General features: G+C 59.1%; 14 protein-coding genes. 5 read left to right on the top strand and 9 right to left on the bottom strand.

All coding sequences use genetic code 11. From position 1 onward, the window contains the following. Positions 1-293 precede the first annotated feature (293 nt). The 3 genes from mfd to ACYZT6_RS08030 are packed head-to-tail and all read left to right on the top strand — an operon-like array spanning position 294 to position 7,025. Positions 294-3,743, top strand: a complete 3,450-nt coding sequence (gene mfd / locus ACYZT6_RS08040) for a transcription-repair coupling factor (RefSeq protein WP_462026414.1) — start codon at positions 294-296, stop codon at positions 3,741-3,743. Positions 3,744-3,753: 10 nt separating this feature from the next. Continuing rightward, positions 3,754-4,320, top strand: a complete 567-nt coding sequence (locus ACYZT6_RS08035) for a CsiV family protein (RefSeq protein WP_462026413.1) — start codon at positions 3,754-3,756, stop codon at positions 4,318-4,320. An 11-nt stretch (positions 4,321-4,331) separates the two neighbouring features. After that, positions 4,332-7,025, top strand: coding sequence for an SNF2-related protein (locus tag ACYZT6_RS08030; protein ID WP_462026412.1), 2,694 nt, complete (start codon positions 4,332-4,334; stop codon positions 7,023-7,025). A gap of 143 nt (positions 7,026-7,168) precedes the next feature. Here ACYZT6_RS08030 and ACYZT6_RS08025 read toward each other — a convergent pair whose 3' ends face one another. The 4 genes from ACYZT6_RS08025 to ACYZT6_RS08010 form a co-directional block, all read right to left on the bottom strand. Further along, complete coding sequence (locus tag ACYZT6_RS08025; RefSeq protein ID WP_462026411.1) at positions 7,169-10,465, bottom strand: DEAD/DEAH box helicase; 3,297 nt, start codon at positions 10,463-10,465, stop codon at positions 7,169-7,171. A gap of 41 nt (positions 10,466-10,506) precedes the next feature. After that, the gene (locus tag ACYZT6_RS08020) at positions 10,507-11,244 is read right to left on the bottom strand and encodes an S-methyl-5'-thioinosine phosphorylase (protein WP_462026410.1); all 738 of its coding nucleotides are present in this window, start codon (positions 11,242-11,244) and stop codon (positions 10,507-10,509) included. A 12-nt stretch (positions 11,245-11,256) separates the two neighbouring features. After that, positions 11,257-12,267 carry a beta-N-acetylhexosaminidase gene (gene nagZ / locus ACYZT6_RS08015; RefSeq protein WP_462026409.1) on the bottom strand — a complete coding sequence of 337 codons (1,011 nt, stop codon included), beginning with the start codon at positions 12,265-12,267 and terminating at the stop codon, positions 11,257-11,259. A 158-nt stretch (positions 12,268-12,425) separates the two neighbouring features. Then, positions 12,426-13,133 carry a TetR/AcrR family transcriptional regulator gene (locus ACYZT6_RS08010; RefSeq protein ID WP_131059947.1) on the bottom strand — a complete coding sequence of 236 codons (708 nt, stop codon included), beginning with the start codon at positions 13,131-13,133 and terminating at the stop codon, positions 12,426-12,428. Positions 13,134-13,362: 229 nt separating this feature from the next. On the opposite strand from ACYZT6_RS08010, the gene lexA reads away from it, so the two are divergent. Both lexA and sulA read left to right on the top strand, forming a co-directional pair. After that, complete coding sequence (gene lexA, locus ACYZT6_RS08005) at positions 13,363-13,971, top strand: transcriptional repressor LexA (RefSeq protein WP_046026989.1); 609 nt, start codon at positions 13,363-13,365, stop codon at positions 13,969-13,971. Between the two features lie 10 nt (positions 13,972-13,981). Beyond that, a complete protein-coding gene (sulA, locus tag ACYZT6_RS08000; protein ID WP_462026408.1) occupies positions 13,982-14,455 on the top strand; it encodes an SOS-induced cell division inhibitor SulA in 474 nt (157 codons plus the stop codon). A 93-nt stretch (positions 14,456-14,548) separates the two neighbouring features. On the opposite strand, the gene ACYZT6_RS07995 is transcribed toward sulA, so the two are convergent. From ACYZT6_RS07995 to fadA, 5 genes are all read right to left on the bottom strand, one after another. Further along, positions 14,549-14,782 (bottom strand): hypothetical protein, encoded by a 234-nt coding sequence (locus tag ACYZT6_RS07995; RefSeq protein WP_010456352.1) that lies wholly within the window; start codon positions 14,780-14,782, stop codon positions 14,549-14,551. Positions 14,783-14,888: 106 nt separating this feature from the next. Further along, positions 14,889-15,413 (bottom strand): DUF6586 family protein, encoded by a 525-nt coding sequence (locus ACYZT6_RS07990; RefSeq protein WP_462026407.1) that lies wholly within the window; start codon positions 15,411-15,413, stop codon positions 14,889-14,891. A gap of 141 nt (positions 15,414-15,554) precedes the next feature. Then, positions 15,555-18,182: a type I DNA topoisomerase gene (gene topA, locus ACYZT6_RS07985; RefSeq protein ID WP_462026406.1), complete on the bottom strand. Its 2,628-nt coding sequence runs from the start codon at positions 18,180-18,182 to the stop codon at positions 15,555-15,557. Between the two features lie 114 nt (positions 18,183-18,296). Then, positions 18,297-18,533, bottom strand: coding sequence for a DUF1653 domain-containing protein (locus tag ACYZT6_RS07980; protein WP_046047845.1), 237 nt, complete (start codon positions 18,531-18,533; stop codon positions 18,297-18,299). A 98-nt stretch (positions 18,534-18,631) separates the two neighbouring features. Beyond that, the gene (fadA, locus tag ACYZT6_RS07975; protein WP_461958021.1) at positions 18,632-19,807 is read right to left on the bottom strand and encodes an acetyl-CoA C-acyltransferase FadA; all 1,176 of its coding nucleotides are present in this window, start codon (positions 19,805-19,807) and stop codon (positions 18,632-18,634) included. Between the last annotated feature and the right edge of the window lie 19 nt (positions 19,808-19,826).

Below are 19,826 nucleotides of genomic sequence, written 5' to 3'. Positions count from 1 at the left end.
GATCCGGAACAAATTCCCGTTCAAAAAAATCACGCACTGCCGCAGCCCAGTAAAACCGCAGCTTTCAGCGCAGTCAATTTTTTGGAGATACCGCTGTCTTATCCGTAACCCTCCGTAACACTCGGTCGTTTTGCCACTACATAATCATCAAATTTCAGCAAAAAACCGGCGGATTTTGTCTTTACCACTACATTTCGCCAAACCGGCGTAATAGACACATCTGCAACTGACAGGCGGCACCCGGGGCCGCTACAATTACCGACTTTGTCGCAACGCTTGGAGCTCAACCTTCCGTGCCCGTTCTGCGTCTACCGCTTCTCCCTGCCGCGGCAGGTAAACAGCACTGGGGCAACCTGCCCGGTGCCGCCCTGAGCCTGGCCATCGCCGAGGCTGCCAGCGCTGCCAAGCGCTTTACCCTGCTGCTGACCGCCGACAGCCAAAGTGCCGAACGGCTGGAACAGGAGCTGAGTTTCTTCGCCCCGGATTTGCCCGTGCTGCATTTCCCGGACTGGGAAACCCTGCCCTACGATCTGTTTTCGCCACACCAGGACATCATTTCCCAGCGCATCGCGGCCCTGTACAGGTTGCCGGAGCTGAGTCATGGCGTATTGGTCGTGCCGATCACCACGGCGCTGCACCGCCTCGCGCCAACCAAATTCCTGCTCGGCAGCAGCCTGGTGCTGGACGTTGGCCAGAAGCTCGACGTCGAGCAGATGCGCACCCGACTGGAAGCCAGCGGCTATCGCTACGTCGACACGGTGTACGAGCACGGCGAATTCACCGTCCGCGGCTCGTTGATCGATCTGTTCCCGATGGGCAGCAAACTGCCTTTCCGTATCGACTTGTTCGACGACGAAATCGAGACGCTGCGTACCTTCGATCCGGAAAACCAGCGCTCCATCGACAAGGTCGACACCGTTCGCCTGCTGCCCGCGCGGGAATTCCCGCTGCAGAAAGACGCCGTCACCCGCTTCAAGGCACGCTTTCGTGAGCGTTTCGATGTCGACTTCCGTCGCTGCCCGATCTTCCAGGATTTGAGCAGCGGGATTACACCGGCCGGTATCGAGTACTACCTGCCGCTGTTCTTCGATGAAACCTCCACCCTGTTCGATTACCTGCCCCAGGACACCCAAGTGTTTTCCCTGCCGGGCATCGAGCAGGCCGCAGAGAACTTCTGGAACGATGTGCGTAATCGTTATGAAGAGCGCCGCGTCGATCCTTCCCGTCCTTTATTGCCACCGGCCGAACTGTTCCTGCCGGTGGAAGATTGCTTTGCACGCCTGAAGAGCTGGCCACGGGTGGTTGCCAGTCAACAGGACGTGGAAACCGGCGTCGGCCGCGAGCGCTTCCCGGCGCGAGAGCTGCCGAACCTGGCCATCGAAGCCAAGGCCACTCAACCGTTGGCGGCGCTGGCCGGTTTCCTCGACGAGTTCCCCGGACGCGTACTGTTTACCGCCGAGTCCGCAGGCCGTCGAGAAGTGCTGCTGGAGTTGCTCGAACGACTGAAGCTGCGACCGAAAACCGTCGACAGTTGGCCGGATTTCGTCGCGAGCAAGGAGCGCCTGGCGATCACCATCGCGCCGCTCGACGAAGGTCTGGTACTCGACAACCCAGCCCTGGCGCTGGTTGCCGAAAGCCCGTTGTTCGGTCAGCGCGTGATGCAGCGTCGTCGCCGCGAAAAACGCACCGACGCCAACAACGATGCAGTCATCAAGAACCTTACCGAGCTGCGCGAAGGTGCGCCGGTGGTGCATATCGATCACGGCGTCGGTCGCTACCTCGGGCTCGCGACCCTGGAAATCGACGATCAGGCCGCCGAGTTCTTGACCCTGCAATACGCCGAAGGGGCCAAGCTTTACGTGCCCGTGGCCAACCTGCACCTGATCGCCCGTTACACCGGCAGCGACGATGCATTGGCCCCGCTGCACCGCCTCGGCTCCGAAACCTGGCAGAAAGCCAAACGCAAAGCCGCCGAACAGGTGCGCGACGTGGCGGCGGAATTGCTCGACATCTATGCCCGTCGCGCCGCTCGCGAAGGTTACGCGTTCGAAGATCCGAAAGCCGATTACGCGACCTTCAGCGCCGGTTTCCCGTTCGAAGAAACCCCGGACCAGCAAACCACCATCGATGCCGTGCGCGCCGACATGCTTGCGCCAAAACCGATGGATCGCCTGGTTTGCGGCGATGTGGGTTTCGGCAAGACCGAAGTGGCCATGCGTGCAGCGTTCATTGCGGTACACGGCGGTCGTCAGGTGGCGATCCTGGTGCCGACCACCCTCCTCGCCCAGCAGCATTACAACAGCTTCCGCGACCGCTTCGCCGACTGGCCAGTGAGCGTGGAAGTGATGAGCCGTTTCAAGTCGACCAAGGAAGTGAACGCCGCGGTTGCGGACCTCGCCGAAGGCAAGATCGACATCGTCATCGGCACGCACAAGCTGCTGCAAGACGACGTGAAGATCAAAAACCTCGGGCTGGTGATCATCGACGAAGAGCACCGTTTTGGTGTCCGCCAGAAAGAACAGCTCAAGGCCCTGCGCAGTGAAGTCGACATTCTCACCCTGACCGCCACGCCGATTCCGCGCACGCTGAACATGGCAGTGTCGGGCATGCGCGACCTGTCGATCATCGCCACGCCGCCGGCCCGTCGCCTGTCGGTGCGAACCTTCGTCATGGAGCAGAACAAGAGCACGGTCAAAGAGGCCCTGCTTCGCGAGTTGCTGCGTGGCGGTCAGGTCTATTACCTGCACAACGACGTGAAGACCATCGAGAAATGTGCCGCCGACCTCGCCGAACTGGTACCGGAAGCACGGATCGGCATCGGCCACGGGCAGATGCGTGAACGCGATCTCGAACAGGTGATGAGCGACTTCTACCACAAGCGTTTCAACGTGCTGATCGCCTCGACCATCATCGAGACCGGCATCGACGTGCCGAGCGCCAACACCATAATCATCGAGCGTGCCGACAAATTCGGCCTCGCGCAGTTGCACCAGCTGCGCGGCCGGGTTGGTCGCAGTCACCACCAGGCTTATGCGTACCTGCTGACCCCGCCACGCCAGCAAATCACCCCGGACGCGGAAAAGCGCCTGGAAGCGATCGCCAACACCCAGGACCTCGGCGCGGGTTTCGTGCTTGCCACCAACGACCTGGAAATTCGTGGCGCCGGTGAATTGTTGGGCGACGGTCAAAGCGGTCAGATTCAGGCCGTCGGTTTCACCCTGTACATGGAAATGCTCGAACGTGCGGTGAAATCGATCCGCAAGGGCGAACAACCGAACCTCGATCAGCCGCTAGGCGGTGGCCCGGAAGTCAACCTGCGTGTCCCGGCGTTGATTCCCGAAGCCTACTTGCCGGACGTGCATGCCCGACTGATTCTCTACAAACGCATTGCCTCGGCCACCGATGAGGAAGGCCTCAAGGACCTGCAAGTGGAGATGATCGACCGCTTCGGCCTGCTGCCGGAGCCGACCAAGAACCTGATGCGCATCACGGCGTTGAAGCTGCAAGCCGAATTGCTGGGCATCAAGAAAGTCGACGGTGGCCCGCAAGGCGGCCGGATCGAGTTCGCGGCGCAGACGCCGGTCGACCCGCTGACCCTGATCAAACTGATCCAGGGCCAGCCCAAACGCTACAAATTCGAAGGTGCCACGATGTTTAAGTTCATGGTCCCGATGGAAAGCCCGCAAGAGCGCTTTAATACTGTAGAGGCGCTGCTTGAGTGCCTCATTCCTAAAACTGCTTGAAGGACGCCGCATGCGCCTGTTTCGTTTACTGACCTTGCTGACCACCCTGGTCGCCCCTACGGCCTTTGCCGATGACCTGTATCAGATTGAAATGATTCTGGTCCGCCAGAACGCTGTGCCTGCCATTGTCAGCAAAGCCGCACCCGAAGACTGGGCTGCCGGCGCCCAGCGCATCAACCCCGACAGCCTGCGCACGCCGAGCCTGAATGGTGAAGTGGAAAAGCTGACCGCCAGCAACGAATACACCGTTTTGCTGCACAAGGCCTGGCAGCAGACCCTCGGCGAAGAAGCCAGCAAAATCGCAATCAGCGACGGCACGGAGCAGTTCGGCCAGTTCCCGATCGAGGGCACCTTGAGCCTGAAGCTGGGGCGCTTCACGGATGTGGATGCGGACTTTTGGGTCAACCAGATCGACGCCAACGGCATGGTCACTGCCAGCGAACGCCTGAAGCAGGAAAGCCACACCAAAAACGGCCAGCTGAACTTCCTCGACAACGGCCATTTGGGGATGTTGATCAAGATCACTTCGTTGACCGCCCCGGCACCTCGGCCAGTCCCCGATGAAATTCCGGACTGATTGAAGTCCTTATGTCTGCGACCCTGAGCAAACCCCTGGCACCTTCCTGGGTCAGCCGATTCAAGGAACAGAGCCTGGAGCGTGGCCGTCGCTACGCACTGGAGAACCGCGTCAGGATCGTCGAGGCCGGCGACGCCACGATCATCGCCGCCTGCGAAGGCTCTGGCGGTAACGTTTACCGTCAGACCATTCGCCTTCGTGAGTCAGCCAAAGCGACCTTGCTGATGGTCGATGCCACGTGCACCTGCCCGGTTCACGCCAACTGCAAACATTGCGCGGCGGTGCTGCTTAAGGTGCAGGAAACCCTCGCCTATCCTGCCGCCGCGCAAGACGCCGAATTGCTGGAAAAACTTCAGGCTGTGCTGGAAAACCGCAGCCCGAAGGCCCCGCCCCAAGTCCTTGTGGATAACGTGCAACCGGTGCCGCGCCTGTGGCTGGCGAGTATCGAGTTCAGCGCCTTCGAACCGCGCAACGGCAAGATGCAGCGCTACATCCAGCATCGTGCGGCGCTGTCTTTCAGCTACCTGGACGAATACGTCTGCGGACAGAAAAACGCCGACGTCCTGATTCGGCAAGAAACCCAGACACTGCGGATAAAACGCCACCCGGAAGTCGAACAGGCCTACAGGGAGCAGTTGCGAATCCTCGGCTTTAAAATCGCCACCCGCCAGAGCAAAGCCTTGCCGGAAAGTGCCGGCGATCTGTATGAGATGGTCAACGACAGCGCCTGGCTGACCTTCACCCTCAATGAGCTGCCGAAGTTGCGCACCCAGGGCTGGGAGTTGCAGATCGATGAGGCATTCGGTTTCGACCTGACCGCCGTGGATGACTGGTACGCCACTGTCGAGCAAGCGCCGGAACGCGACTGGTTTGATCTGGAACTGGGGATCATCGTCAATGGCGAGCGCCTGAGTCTGCTGCCGATCCTGTTGAACCTGATGCGTTCCCACACCGAAATCCTCAATCCGGAACGCCTCGCCCGACGTCGCGACGACGAACTGATCCTGGTGAACATTCCCAACCGCCCGAATTCCGAATACGGCCCCTTGCAGGTCGCCCTGCCCTTCGGTCGGTTGAAACCGGTACTGGCAACCCTCGGCGAGTTCTACCTGCAAGAGCCCGGCGAAACCAAGCTGCGCCTGAGCAAGGCCGACGCCACGCGCCTGAATCCGCTGGAAGGCATGCCGCTGCTTTGGGAAGGTGGCGAGCAGATCCGCACGTTTGCCCAGCGCCTGCGGGACATCAAGGACTACACCGCGACGGCCCCCGAAGGCTTGAACGCAACCTTGCGCCCGTATCAGCTGGAAGGCTTGAGCTGGATGCAGTCGTTGCGGCAACTGGAAGTCGGCGGGATTCTCGCGGACGACATGGGCCTGGGTAAAACCCTACAGACACTGGCGCATATTCTCAGTGAGAAAAACGCCGGACGCCTCGATCGGCCGTGCATGGTGGTGATGCCCACCAGCCTGATCCCGAACTGGCTCGACGAAGCCGCGCACTTCACGCCGCAACTCAAAGTGCTGGCGTTGTATGGCGCCAGTCGCAAAAAGCATTTTGATCACCTGGCCGATTACGACCTGGTCCTGACCACCTATGCGCTGCTGCCCAAGGACGTCGAACGCCTGGCGGCGCAGCCTCTGCATGTGCTGGTTCTGGATGAAGCGCAGTACATCAAGAACCCCAACAGCAAGGCTGCTCAGGCGGCCCGTGAGTTGAATGCGCGTCAGCGTCTGTGCCTGAGTGGCACGCCGCTGGAAAACCACTTGGGTGAACTGTGGTCGCTGTTTCACTTCCTGTTGCCTGGCTGGCTCGGCGACGTAAAAAGCTTCAATCGCGATTACCGCGTGCCGATCGAAAAGCGCGCCAGCGAAGTCAGGCTTCAGCACCTCAATGGGCGGATAAAACCGTTCTTGCTGCGCAGGACCAAGGAGCAGGTGGCGACGGAATTGCCACCGAAGACCGAAATCATCCATTGGGTCGAGCTCAACGAAGCCCAGCGCGACGTGTATGAAACCATGCGCCTGGCGATGGACAAGAAAGTCCGCGACGAGATCACTCGCAAAGGCGTGGCGCGCAGCCAGATCATCATTCTTGAAGCACTGCTGAAGCTTCGCCAAGTGTGCTGCGATTTACGCCTGGTCAACGATGCCGTGCTGCCGACTCGCGGCAGCACTTCGGGCAAGCTCGACAGCTTGATGGAGATGCTGGATGAGTTGTTTGAGGAAGGTCGGCGGATTTTGCTGTTTTCGCAGTTCACGTCGATGTTGGCGCTGATCGAGGTCGAACTGAAGAAACGCGGCGTTGAATATGCGTTGCTGACGGGACAGACCCGTGACCGACGGGCGCCGGTGAAAGACTTCCAGAGCGGCAAGCGTCAGATCTTTCTGATCAGCTTGAAGGCCGGTGGTGTCGGCTTGAACCTGACCGAGGCGGATACGGTGATCCACTACGATCCGTGGTGGAACCCGGCGACGGAAAATCAGGCGACTGACCGGGCGTATCGCATTGGGCAAGAGAAGCCGGTATTCGTCTACAAGATGATTGCCCGAGGCACGGTGGAAGAAAAGATTCAGCACCTGCAAAAGGAAAAATCCGACTTGGCGGCGGGCGTGCTGGATGGGCGCAAGACTGGGGACTGGAAGTTGCAGAGCGATGATATAGAAGCGTTGTTTGCGCCGTTGCCGGATAAGCTGGAAAAGCGCTGAGATCTGCGGCGCCCGGTAGATCGCTTTCGCGGGCAAGCCTCGCTCCTACAGATTTCATTTTGATCGCAAATACCGCGATCGACTCTAAACCAGTAGGAGCGAGGCTTGCCCGCGAAGGGATCGACTCGATCTCACTGAAGACATCAGGACTTAAGATTGGGCAGCGGCGCAAACAGCGCCTCGATATCACTCTGCTCAAGCTTCCAGCCGCCAGTCGTCCCACCTTCAAGCACCGCCCCGGCCAGCGCAGCCTTCTCCAGCTGCAGTGCCTGTATTTTTTCTTCCACCGTGCCACGGGCTATCAACTTGTAGACGAACACGGGTTTGTTTTGCCCGATCCTGTAGGCCCGGTCAGTCGCCTGGTTTTCGACCGCGGGGTTCCACCACGGATCGAAATGGATAACCGTATCCGCAGCCGTCAGGTTCAGACCTGTGCCGCCAGCCTTCAAACTAATCAGAAACAGCGGCACTTTACCGCTCTGAAAATCCTTGACCGGTGTGCGCCGATCCGTTGTCTCACCCGTCAACAACGAGTAGCCCAGACCACGTTGCTGCAACTCTTCCTCAATCAAGGCGAGCATCGAAGTGAACTGTGAAAACAGCAAAACCTTACGGCCTTCGCTGAGCAGCTCTTCCAGCATCTCCATCAAGCTGACCAGTTTTCCGCTACCAGAACGAAGGGCCTTGGCGGTGAGCGGCGTTTTGATCAGCCGCAGATCGCAGCACACCTGACGCAGCTTAAGCAACGCATCGAGGATGATGATTTGACTGCGCCCGACACCACTGCGGGCAATTTCGTCGCGAACCTTCTTGTCCATCGCCACGCGCACGGTTTCATACACATCCCGTTGTCCATCGCTGAGATCAACCCAATGCACAATCTCGGTTTTCGGCGGTAATTCGGTTGCCACCTGATCTTTCTTGCGACGTAGCAAAAAGGGTTTTATCCGGGCCGTCAGGTGTTGCATCCGCTCGGTGTTACCGTGCTTTTCAATCGGCGTGCGGTAGTCGCGGTTGAAGGTTTTGCTGTCGCCAAGCCAGCCGGGCAGCAAAAAGTGAAATTGCGACCACAACTCGCCGAGGTGGTTTTCCAGCGGGGTGCCGGACAGGCACAATCGCTGGCGTGCCTGGAGGTCGCGGGCTGCCTGAGCAGCTTTGCTGACCGGGTTCTTGATGTTCTGCGCTTCATCGAGAATCAGCACACTCCATTCCTGAGGCTGCAATACCTCCAGGTCCCGAGGCAGCAATGCGTAGGTGGTCAACACCAAGTCGTATTCGGCAAGGCGGGCAAAGTCTTTTTGCCGCGCGGCGCCATGCAGCGCCAGTACCTTGAGCTGCGGAGCAAAGCGCAATGACTCGTCGAGCCAGTTGGGGATCAGGCTGGTGGGCATCACGGCAAGTGCCGGACGATCAAGCCGCCCAGCCTGCTTTTCCGTTAGCAGATGAGCCAGGGTTTGCAGGGTTTTCCCCAAGCCCATGTCGTCGCCGAGGATGCCGCCAACCTCCAGTTCGCGAAGGGTCTGCATCCAGTTCAGCCCTTCAAGCTGATACGGTCGCAGTGTCGCTTTCAAACCCTCGGGCGCCGATACATGAGTATGGTTCGACTCACGCAGACGCTTTGCAAAACTGCGCAGTCGTTCACCGCCCTGCCAAATTAGCGGGATGCCTTCCAGCGCACTGAGGCGCGCGGCATCCGGCAAACTCAAACGCAATGAATCGCCTTGATGCGTCCCCAGGTACAACTCGCCCAGGGTAACCATCAGCGGTTTGATCCGACCATAGGGCAGCGCGACTTTGCCATGGGGTTTGGCACCGAAACGCCCATCACCCAGTCCAATCAGCAACAGTTCGTCATCGTTGCGTTGGGCCAGGCTTGCGGGATCCATCAACTGTGGCTGGCTACGCAGCAGATGCAGCAATATCGGCAGCAGGCTGTGACGTTCGCCGTTGACGACGATACCCAGTTGCAGATCGAACCACTGGTGCCCCGATCCTTCCTCGACTTGCGCATACCACTCTTCTACAGGCTGCACGTTGAAGTGAAAGTTATCGCTGATATCGATCAGCCAGTTTTTCTCCCTCAGCGCCGGTACTCCGTCTTGCGCAAAGGCAAGCCAGGTTGCGTCATCCGCCAGGGTGAACATTTCGCCGGGACGGTCCAGGCTGCTTTTGCGTGTGGCCTTTTTAAAACCGTGCTTTTGCAGGGCTTGGCGCAAGGCTTTTTCGGCGACGAGGTTGCGCTGGATGCGCTGGGTTTCAGTCCCCGAAAGGATCAACACCTCCGGGTTTCTATCCGACGTCGGATGGCCGTTGTAGGTGAACACCAATGCGGCGCGATGCTCTGGCTCATGCTGCCAGCGGACGTAACGCTTGCCACTGGCGAGAGTCAGGTGAACCTGAGGGAAAACGCCGTCAATGACCCGCTCCGTCAGTGTGTGAGGCGGCGGCGCAACTTGAGTTGCCGCCCTCATCCGATGACTGAACTGCATGGCCTGACGCGCCGGAATATCCGGGACCAACGAGAGGTGACACGCCAGTTTTTCATCCATCTCGCTGAACAGTGGCCCTACTTGCAGCCGCTCGCGATCCAGATAATACAAGGGCTCCAGGGCCAGGATCGTTTCCACTGGGGCTGAGTCACTGCCCCATTGCGGGCGAAAACTGCCATTGGCTTGTTCGGCCCACGCAAATTGACCCGTTCTTCTCATTCCCGGCGTCAAGGGTTGTGGCTGTTCGAGATCGAGGAAAAGGCGCGAGGTTCGCAACAACATTTCGATGAGTTCGGCGCCACTGCTGCCTTCCAGGGGGTAGCCGGAGTAATAGGCGTGGTGAGAGTGAACGGCGACTAACAGCCTGGCGATTCGAAGGTCGAGCTCGGTCAGGTAACCGGGCTGGCGTATCAGCGTGTCCGACAGCGAGTACATCGACTTGATGTCTTGCAAACGGCCGTCCTTGAGCTGACGCGCCTTGAAAATCTCCAGCGTCCATTTCCCGACGGTGGGCGTGGCCCTGAGTTTGTAAAACAGGCGCGTACTCGTCACCTGCGACGGTTCATCGGGGGGATTGCTTGCGGATGGAATACCGGCGAGCCAGCGCTCCAGCTCACTATTCAGGTGAACGGAAGCTGTACTGTCATCCACCGCCACAGGAAGGTCTTGCAGGTGATAGATAACGGTTGCGCAATGTTTGCAATCGATCACAACGGGGCATGAGCAGTTGCAGTCCAGCTCAAAAGTACCGTTGGCATCTTCGACCAGCTCAATGTGCTGTTCGTAGACGTTACCTTGGGAGCCCCTGCAGGTCGCACGAACCAACACATCATCAAGTTCGAGGATTTTTACCCGATGCTCAGGGGCATATCTGCGCGCCTTATCCAGAGCGCGATGACTGAATGCCTCCGCCCACGGCAGCTGTTGAAGTTGCTCGATGATTGTCGACATACACTCAATGCTTTTGATAATGAATGATGGTGGCGTACAACCTAGCCTTTTAACACCCGCGCCAACGTCGACTTGACCTTCCCCATCCCGTCCTGCAACGCTTGCTCGATCTCGGCCATGGTGATCACCGCCGTGGACTTGCCCGCTGCCGGGTTCACCACCAGCGCCAGACACGCATAATCCAGCTCCAGCTCACGCGCCAATGCCGCTTCCGGCATGCCGGTCATGCCGACGATGTCGCAGCCATCACGTTCCAGTCGCGCGATTTCAGCGACGGTTTCCAGGCGTGGCCCTTGGGTACAGGCGTACACACCATGACCGCTATAACCGACACCTTCAGCCGCCAATGCCGCGATCAATTGCTGACGCATTGATTCGCTGTAGGGATAGCTGAAGTCGATGTGGGTCACGTGTTCCAGGTCATCGGCGAAATAGGTGTGTTCGCGACCGCTGGTGTAGTCGATCAGTTGATGCGGCACGCAGAAGTGTCCAGTGCCCATCGCGGCATGGATTCCGCCCACGGCGTTGACCGCGAGGATCGCTTCGGCACCGGCCTGTTTCAGCGCCCAGAGGTTGGCGCGGTAGTTCACCTGATGCGGCGGAAAACGGTGCGGGTGACCGTGACGGGCGAGGAACAGCACTTCCTTACCGGCGTATTCACCGATCTGCACGTCGGCCGAAGGCGGGCCATAGGGCGTATCCACCGCCAGTGACTGACGAATGCTCAGACCTTCGAGTTGAGTCAGGCCGGTGCCACCGATAATCGCGTAAACCGTCATAACGAAAAGTCCTTATTCAATCAGTTGAGCTTCTTTGAGCGCGCCTACAGCTGCAAGCCAGCGAGGGTCTTGGCGATATTCGATGTTGGCGTACGACTGACCGCGCATCCGCGCAATGCGCTCGGACGGCTTGACCTTCAAACGCTGGGCGGCGCTCAAGGCCAGCTCCGCAGCAGCGCGGTCGTTGCACACCAGCCCCATGTCGCAACCGGCGGTCAGCGCGGCTTCGATACGGCTGGCCGCATCGCCAACCACGTGGGCGCCGGCCATGGACAGGTCGTCGCTGAAGATCACGCCATCGAATTGCAGCTCGCCGCGCAGTATGTCCTGCAACCAGCGGCGGGAAAAGCCGGCGGGCTGGGAATCGACTTGCGGGTAGATAACGTGAGCCGGCATGACGGCGGCCAGCTGCTTGCTCAATTTGGCGAACGGCACCAGGTCGTTGGCACGGATTTCATCGAGGCTGCGTTCGTCGTTCGGGATCGCGACGTGCGAATCCGCCTCGGCCCAACCGTGACCGGGGAAATGCTTGCCGGTGGCGGCCATGCCGGCGCTGTTCATGCCGCGAATGAATGCGCCGGCGAGCAGCGCTGCGCGCTCTGGGTCACCCTCGAACGAACGGGTACCGACGACGGCGCTGCGCTGGTAATCCAGGTCCAGCACCGGGGCGAAGCTCAGATCGAGGCCGACGGCCAGCACTTCGGTGGCCATGATCCAGCCGCATTGCTCGGCCAGATACTCGGCGTTCGGGTTGTCAGCGATGGCGCGCATGGCCGGCAATCGGACGAAGCCTTGGCGTAGACGCTGAACACGACCGCCCTCCTGATCCACCGCCAGCAGCAGATCGGGACGAATGGCGCGGATCGCGGCGCTCAGCTCGCGTACCTGGCGCGGGTTTTCGATGTTACGGGCGAAAATGATCAGGCCGCCCACTTCGGGCTGACGCAACAATTGGCGATCTTCGGCCGTCAGCCAGGTACCGGCGACGTCCACCATCAACGAGCCTTGCAGGCCAGCAGTCATAGAGATTCCTTGATAACGAAAAACCCGGCTCGCGTGAATGCGCCGCCTTGGGCTGTGCCCGGCAGGTCGGCGATATCAATGGGGAGCAGGTTCAGAACGAGAGTCGGCATGGGCGGCTAGCTTAGCGGATGTCAGCCGCCGCGCCCACCCGTGCGGTGTTAAACCTTGGCGGCAGCTGGGGCCGACTTGCTGCGCGGACGCAATTGCGCGGTGGCCATGGCCGCGTCGGTGACGCCGGTTTCGGCACGCATGCCCGCGGCCAGGAATGGCACCATCAGGCGCATCACTTGTTCAATGGATGTGTTGACGCCGAAATCGGTCTCGGCAATGGCCCGCAGCGCCTTGATCCCCGACATGCTGAACGCCGCGGCGCCGAGCATGAAATGCACGCGCCAGAACAACTCGATCGGCGGAATGCGCGGCGCGGCTTCGTTGACCAGCATCATGTAGCGACGGAACACTTTGCCGTACATGTCTTCCAGATAACGACGCAGGTGGCCCTGACTCTGACTAAAAGCCAGCCCCAGCAAACGCATGAAGATGGACAAATCGTTGCCGCTGCGAGGCTGCACGACGAGAGCCTGCTCAACGAGAATTTCGAGCAACTCTTCAAGGGTCGGCTTGTTTTCAGGCTTGGACTGACGCCGCTCCAGCTCTTTATCAAGGCTCAGGCAAAACGGCCCGAGAAAGCGCGAGAAGACAGCCTGGATCAGCGCCTTCTTCGAACCGAAGTGATAATTGACCGCCGCCAGATTGACCCCAGCCTTGCTGGTGATCAGACGCAACGAGGTTTCGGCGAAACCTTTTTCCGCGAACAACTGCTCGGCAGCATCAAGAATGCGTTCAACGGTTTCCGACTGGGCCATGGCTACTCCGCCTGACAAACACTTGTTTGAAACATACGTTTCAGCCTGTGCATTGTCAAGCTTGCCGGTTCGTTTTGGGAATGGTCGGTCAGCTATTTAACCATACAACGGCGACGCTTTAATCAGCAGGCTGATTGACCGTCCAGCGGCCTGCCAAAAAAGGGGCATTGCCAAGACCGTTTCACTGTATATAATCCCAGTCACTGTATAAAAAGACAGAGCGATCAATATGCTAAAGCTGACGCCACGCCAAGCAGAGATTCTGGCCTTCATCAAACGCTGCCTCGAAGACAACGGCTACCCGCCGACCCGTGCGGAAATCGCTCAGGAACTGGGTTTCAAGTCGCCCAACGCGGCGGAAGAACACCTAAAGGCGCTGGCCCGCAAGGGTGCGATCGAGATGACACCGGGCGCTTCCCGCGGCATCCGCATCCCAGGCTTCGAAGCCAAGGCCGACGATTCCACCCTGCCGATCATTGGCCGAGTGGCTGCCGGGGCGCCGATTCTGGCCCAGCAGCACATCGAGGAGTCCTGCAACATCAACCCCGCGTTCTTCCATCCGCGCGCTGACTATTTGCTGCGCGTTCATGGCATGAGCATGAAGGACGTCGGCATTTTCGACGGCGACCTGCTGGCCGTCCACACCACCCGGGAAGCCCGCAACGGCCAGATCGTCGTGGCGCGGATCGGTGACGAAGTGACCGTCAAGCGCTTCAAGCGCGATGGCAGCAAGGTTTGGTTGATTGCCGAAAACCCTGAATTCGCCCCTATCGAAGTCAACCTGAAAGATCAGGAACTGGTGATCGAAGGCTTGAGTGTCGGCGTCATTCGCCGCTAAAGGAGGCTTTATGCAGTTCCCACACACATCACAGCAAGCCCAACTGCCGTTGTTCGAGGCGTTCATGGTGCAACCGATGGCACCGATCCTGAAAGACGTGGTCGAGTCGCCCTGGGGCGCCGAGCCCGAAGTTTTCAGCGAGCTTTCACTGCGTGGTGCGGCCGGGAACTGCCTGAACCTTTTGGCGCCGATTCTCCGGGAACTGAGTCAGGATCAGGACGCGCGGTGGCTGACACTGATCGCCCCGCCCGCCAGCCTGACTCAGGCGTGGTTGCGAGACGCCGGCCTTAACCGCGAACGCATCCTGCTGCTGCAACCTCGCGGCACTCAAAGTGCTCAGCAGTTGACCTGCGAAGCCTTGCGCCTGGGCCGCAGCCACACGGTTGTCAGCTGGCTCAACCCTTTGAACACAAACTCACGGCAACAGTTGATCAGCGCAGCCCGTACCGGGGATGCGCAAAGCCTGAATATTCGCTTGGATTAACGTGTAAACAATGCGCGCAATAAATAGCGCGGGGCTTCTCAATGGATAGAGAAGCCGGATCGTAGCTATATCAGCAGAAAGCGACGAATGGGATCAGTGGAGGACCCGCGAACTCTCATCGGTATTGAATTCGCCTTCAACCAGGCGCCCTGCCATTTGAACACCGACGCTCAACATCGCCTTGGCGACTTCCACGTGCTGGCCCTGCAGGAAAGCCTTGGCATCCTCGGAGAAATCCAAAGTAACCAGAGAACCTTCGTCCTCGGCCCTGCGCAGCTCGATTCGGCCGTCTGGTAACTCGACAATTTCTAGAAAGGACGTTGGCATAAAGGTCTGTTCTCCACGAAAGGCGGGGATTATATAGGCATCGGCCAGGCTTCGCTCGGTAACTTGACCAGCAGCGCTTTTAATCGCACCGCCGGGCCTCAGTCGATCAGCACTCGTTCAAGCCTTCGCGAAACCGGATTGCCAGCGCTTTCAAATTCTGACGCCAGCTCTCCAACTCTTCGCGACTCAACTCCTCAGGCGCCTCTTCTTCATCCAGGTTAACCGCCAGAATGAGCGGCTGGGTCACGTCACCTTTTGGCTTGTGCGGAGCGCGAGGCGGTTGAAACATCGCTGCGTGAGCAGCCAGCAGCTTGGCTAGCCAGGTTTCCCGATTCTGAGCCAACTCGACCATCTCAGCCATCTCCGGGATGGCGATGGCTTCCAGCACTTCGCGAGTCAGCAGCATCTCTGCCCGAGGCGCATTGGCCTGAGGCAAACGGTAGAAGCCGGCAATTTCATGGCACAGCCCCAGCAACGCACCGTACAGGTGGAACAACGCCGACTCGCGCTCGGCCTGAATCAGCGCCAGGGAATTCATCGCCCGCCCCTCTTCGGCTCTGGCGAGCGCTTCCAGCGACAGGCCGGCGAAATAGATCTTCTGGTTGGTACGGGTATAGAGTTCGTGGGCCATGACGGCAGCCTCCACAACGAAATAATTGCTTAACGCAGGTCAGACAGTGTCGTGGATCAGCCGATCTGACCGCAAGCACAAAACAAAAAGGCCGCATGAAAACCCGAGGGTTGTCATGCGGCCTTTTGTGTACAGCCTCTTTTACGCTTTGGCTGCCGGACGCTTGTCTTCAACCGTCCATTTGCCGCCGTCGTAGTACGCCTTCCAGCCAGTCGGCTTACCGTCGACTTCAGTCTGCACGTACTGCTCTTTGGTCTTGCGGCTATAACGGATTACAGCAGGCAGGCCGTCCGGGTCTTTCTTCGGTGCTTCACAGAGGAAGTGGTACTTCGGATCGATCTCATCCTTGTGCGGCACAATTTCGATGACCAGCGGAGCACGCGTCTCGCGGTTTTTCGGGAATTGGCTGGCCGCCAGGAACAGGCCGGAAGCACCGTCACGCAGAATGTAGGTGTCGTTGACCTTTTCGCATTTCAGCTCAGGCATCTTCACCGGGTCCATCTTCGGCGGCGCCGCGTCACCGCTTTTCAGCAGCTTGCGGGTGTTCTTGCACGTTGCGTTGGTGCAACCGAAAAACTTGCCGAAACGGCCGGTCTTGAGCTGCATCTCGCTGCCACACTTGTCGCATTCCAGGCTTGGACCTTCGTAGCCCTTGATGCGATAGGTGCCCTCTTCGATTTCATAGCCTGCGCAATCCGGGTTGTTACCGCAGATGTGCAGCTTGCGTTTCTCATCCAGCAGGTAAGCGTCCATCGCCGTGCTGCAGATCGGGCAGCGGTGCTTGCCGCGCAGCACCAGGGATTCCGACTCGCCTTCATCGTCCGCAGCGATTTCGTCGCCAGGCACCAGGTTGACGGTGGCCTTGCAGCGTTCTTTCGGCGGCAGGCTGTAACCCGAGCAACCCAGGAACACGCCGGTCGATGCGGTACGAATCTGCATCGGACGACCGCACAACACGCACGGAATGTCTGTCATCACCGGTTGGTTGGCGCGCATACCGCCTTCGGCGCTTTCGGCTACTTCGAGCTTCTTCTTGAAGTCGCCGTAGAACTCGTCGAGCACGTTTTTCCAATCGCGTTCGCCCTGAGCCACGTCATCGAGGTTCTCTTCCATGCCGGCGGTGAAGCCGTAGTCCATCAGATTGGAGAAACTCTCGGCCAGACGCTCGGTAACGATGTCGCCCATCTTTTCCGAGTAGAAACGACGGTTGTGCAGTGCTACGTAGCCACGGTCCTGGATGGTCGAAATGATCGCCGCGTAGGTCGAAGGACGACCAATACCGCGTTTTTCCATTTCTTTAACCAGGCTCGCTTCCGAGTAACGCGCAGGTGGCTTGGTGAAGTGCTGGGTCGGATCAAGCTTGATCAGCTTCATCGCGTCGCCCTGGGCCATGTCCGGCAGCACGTCGTCATCGCCTGGCTTGGCGATTTGCGGCATGACGCGGGTGTAACCGTCGAACTTCAGGATGCGGCCCTTGGCCCGCAGCTCGAAATCGCCGGCACCGACGGTGACCGTGGTCGACAGGTATTGGGCCGGCAGCATCTGGCAAGCGAGGAACTGGCGCCAGATCAGCTCGTAGAGCCGCTCTGCATCACGCTCCATGCCCGATAGCTTGCTTGGCTCGGTGTTGGCGTCAGACGGACGAATCGCTTCGTGAGCCTCTTGTGCACCTTCCTTGCTGCTGTAGACATTCGGGTTTTCCGGCAGGTACTTCTTGCCGAACTCGCCTTCAATATAAGTGCGCGCCATCGTCACGGCATCGGCCGAGAGGTTGGTGGAATCGGTACGCATATAAGTGATGTAGCCGGCTTCGTATAAACGCTGGGCCATCATCATGGTTTTCTTCACGCCGAAGCCCAGGCGGTTACTGGCAGCCTGTTGCAGGGTGGAGGTGATGAACGGTGCCGATGGCTTGCTGCTGGTCGGTTTATCTTCGCGCTTGACGATGCTGTAGCTGGAAGCCTTGAGCTTCTCCAGCGCGGCCATGGCTTGGGTTTCGTTGAGCGGCTTGAATGCCTCGCCTTTCTCACGCGCCACGTCGAAGCACACGGTTGCGCCCTTGGCGGTGCCGAGGTCGGCGTGGACTTCCCAGTATTCTTCTGGGTTGAACGCGCGAATTTCACGTTCACGCTCAACGACCAGTTTTACCGCGACCGATTGCACGCGACCGGCGGACAGGCCACGGGCGACCTTGGCCCACAGCAGCGGCGAAACCATGTAACCCACGACGCGGTCGAGGAAACGACGCGCCTGTTGGGCGTTGACACGGTCAATGTCCAGCTCGCCGGGTTTGGAGAAGGCTTCCTGGATCGCTTTCTTGGTGATTTCGTTGAACACTACGCGCTTGTAGCGGCTGTCGTCACCACCGATGGCTTCGCGCAGGTGCCAGGCAATGGCTTCCCCCTCGCGATCCAAGTCGGTTGCGAGATAGATGGTGTCAGCATCTTTGGCGAGCCGGCGCAGCTCTTCGATGACCTTTTCCTTGCCCGGGAGGATCTCGTACTTGGCTTTCCAGCCATGATCGGGATCGACACCCATGCGCGAAACCAGCTGCTTGCGCGCCTTCTCTTTCGGCGTGAGCACCGGACCTTCACCCGCGGCGGCCTTGCCGCGCTTGGCGGCAGGCTCTTTGCTGGCGCTAGCCGAACCGCTGGTGGGCAGGTCTCGGATATGGCCGATACTCGACTTCACCACGTATTGGTTACCCAGATACTTGTTGATGGTCTTGGCCTTAGCCGGGGATTCCACAATGACCAGCGATTTGCCCATGGATCAGAAAATTCCTGAATTCTAGAAGTGAAAGGCGGTTGGCGCCTGACGCGGCACCGCTATATATAGTGGCTACAAGGTGAGGTCAAGCGCAGGGTCTTGCGCGCACTCAGCTTACGGCTTGGAAAAAAGGCTCGGTTCGGCTTGCACCAAAGCAAAGCGCGGCACCTGTTCGCCGTCAACCTCGACCGACTCCAGGAACATGCTCAAGGGACGCACCCAAAAGCCGTAATCGCCATACAGGGCTTGGTAGAAGACCACTTCTTCTTCGGTTTCCGAATGCCGCGCGATACTGAATACGCGGTACTGCGGACCTTTGTAATGCTGGTAGAGCCCAGGTTGTATCGGCATGGTTTGGCCCTCACTCAAATCTTTTAAAAATAAAAACAAAAAAAATTCAGAAAAACAAAAACCGGGGCACTTGGCCCCGGCTTCCATCAGCGAAACGCTTAAACGCGTTCGAAGACGGTGGAGATGCCTTGGCCGAGACCAATGCACATGGTGGCTACCCCGAAGGTGCCGCCATTCTGCTTCATCACGTTCAGCAAAGTGCCGGAGATACGGGCACCGGAGCAACCGAACGGGTGACCCAGGGCGATCGCGCCGCCGTGCAGGTTAACCTTCTCGTTCATCTTGTCGAGTACTTTCAGATCTTTCAGCACTGGCAGGGCCTGTGCAGCGAAAGCTTCGTTGAGCTCGAAGAAGTCGATATCGTTAATGCCAAGGCCCGCACGCTTCAGTGCTTTTTGAGTGGCCGGTACTGGACCATAGCCCATGATTGCCGGGTCCACACCTGCCACTGCCATCGAGCGGATAACCGCCAACGGCTGGATGCCCAGGTCCTGCGCACGCTGCGCCGACATCACGATCATGCACGAAGCACCGTCGGTGATCTGCGACGAAGTACCGGCCGTAACGGTGCCGCCCTTCGGGTTAAACGCTGGCTTCAGAGCCGCCAGGCTTTCCAGGGTGGTTTCCGGACGAATGGTTTCGTCGTAGTCGAACAGTTTCAGGAAACCGTTCTCGTCGTAGCCCTGCATCGGGATGATTTCGTCTTTGAACTTGCCTTCCAGGGTCGCCTTGTGAGCGAGCTGGTGGGAGCGCACGCCGAAAGCGTCCTGTTGTTCGCGAGTGATGCCGTGCATTTTGCCCAGCATTTCAGCGGTCAGGCCCATCATGCCCGAGGCTTTAGCCGCGTACAGCGACATATGCGGGTTCGGATCGACACCGTGCATCATGCTCACGTGGCCCATGTGCTCGACGCCGCCGACGACGAACACGTCACCGTTGCCGGTCATGATCGCTTGCGCAGCAGTGTGCAAAGCGCTCATCGACGAACCACACAAACGGCTGACGGTCTGGCCGGCAGCAGTGTGCGGGATCTGCGTCATCAGCGACGCCATGCGCGCGATGTTCCAGCCCTGCTCCAGGGTCTGGTTTACACAGCCCCAGATCACGTCCTCGACTTCGCTCGGGTCAACCTTGACGTTGCGCTCCAGCAATTTGCTGATCAGGTGCGCCGACATGTCTTCGGCGCGGGTGTTGCGGTGCATGCCGCCCTTGGAGCGGCCCATCGGAGTACGACCGAAGTCGACAATCACGACGTCTCTTGGATTCAAGCTCATAAAATTTCACTCTCGCTCA

It is taken from the genome of Pseudomonas sp. RT6P73, from assembly GCF_054897715.1.
This window is presented reverse-complemented; position numbering and strand designations above follow the sequence as displayed.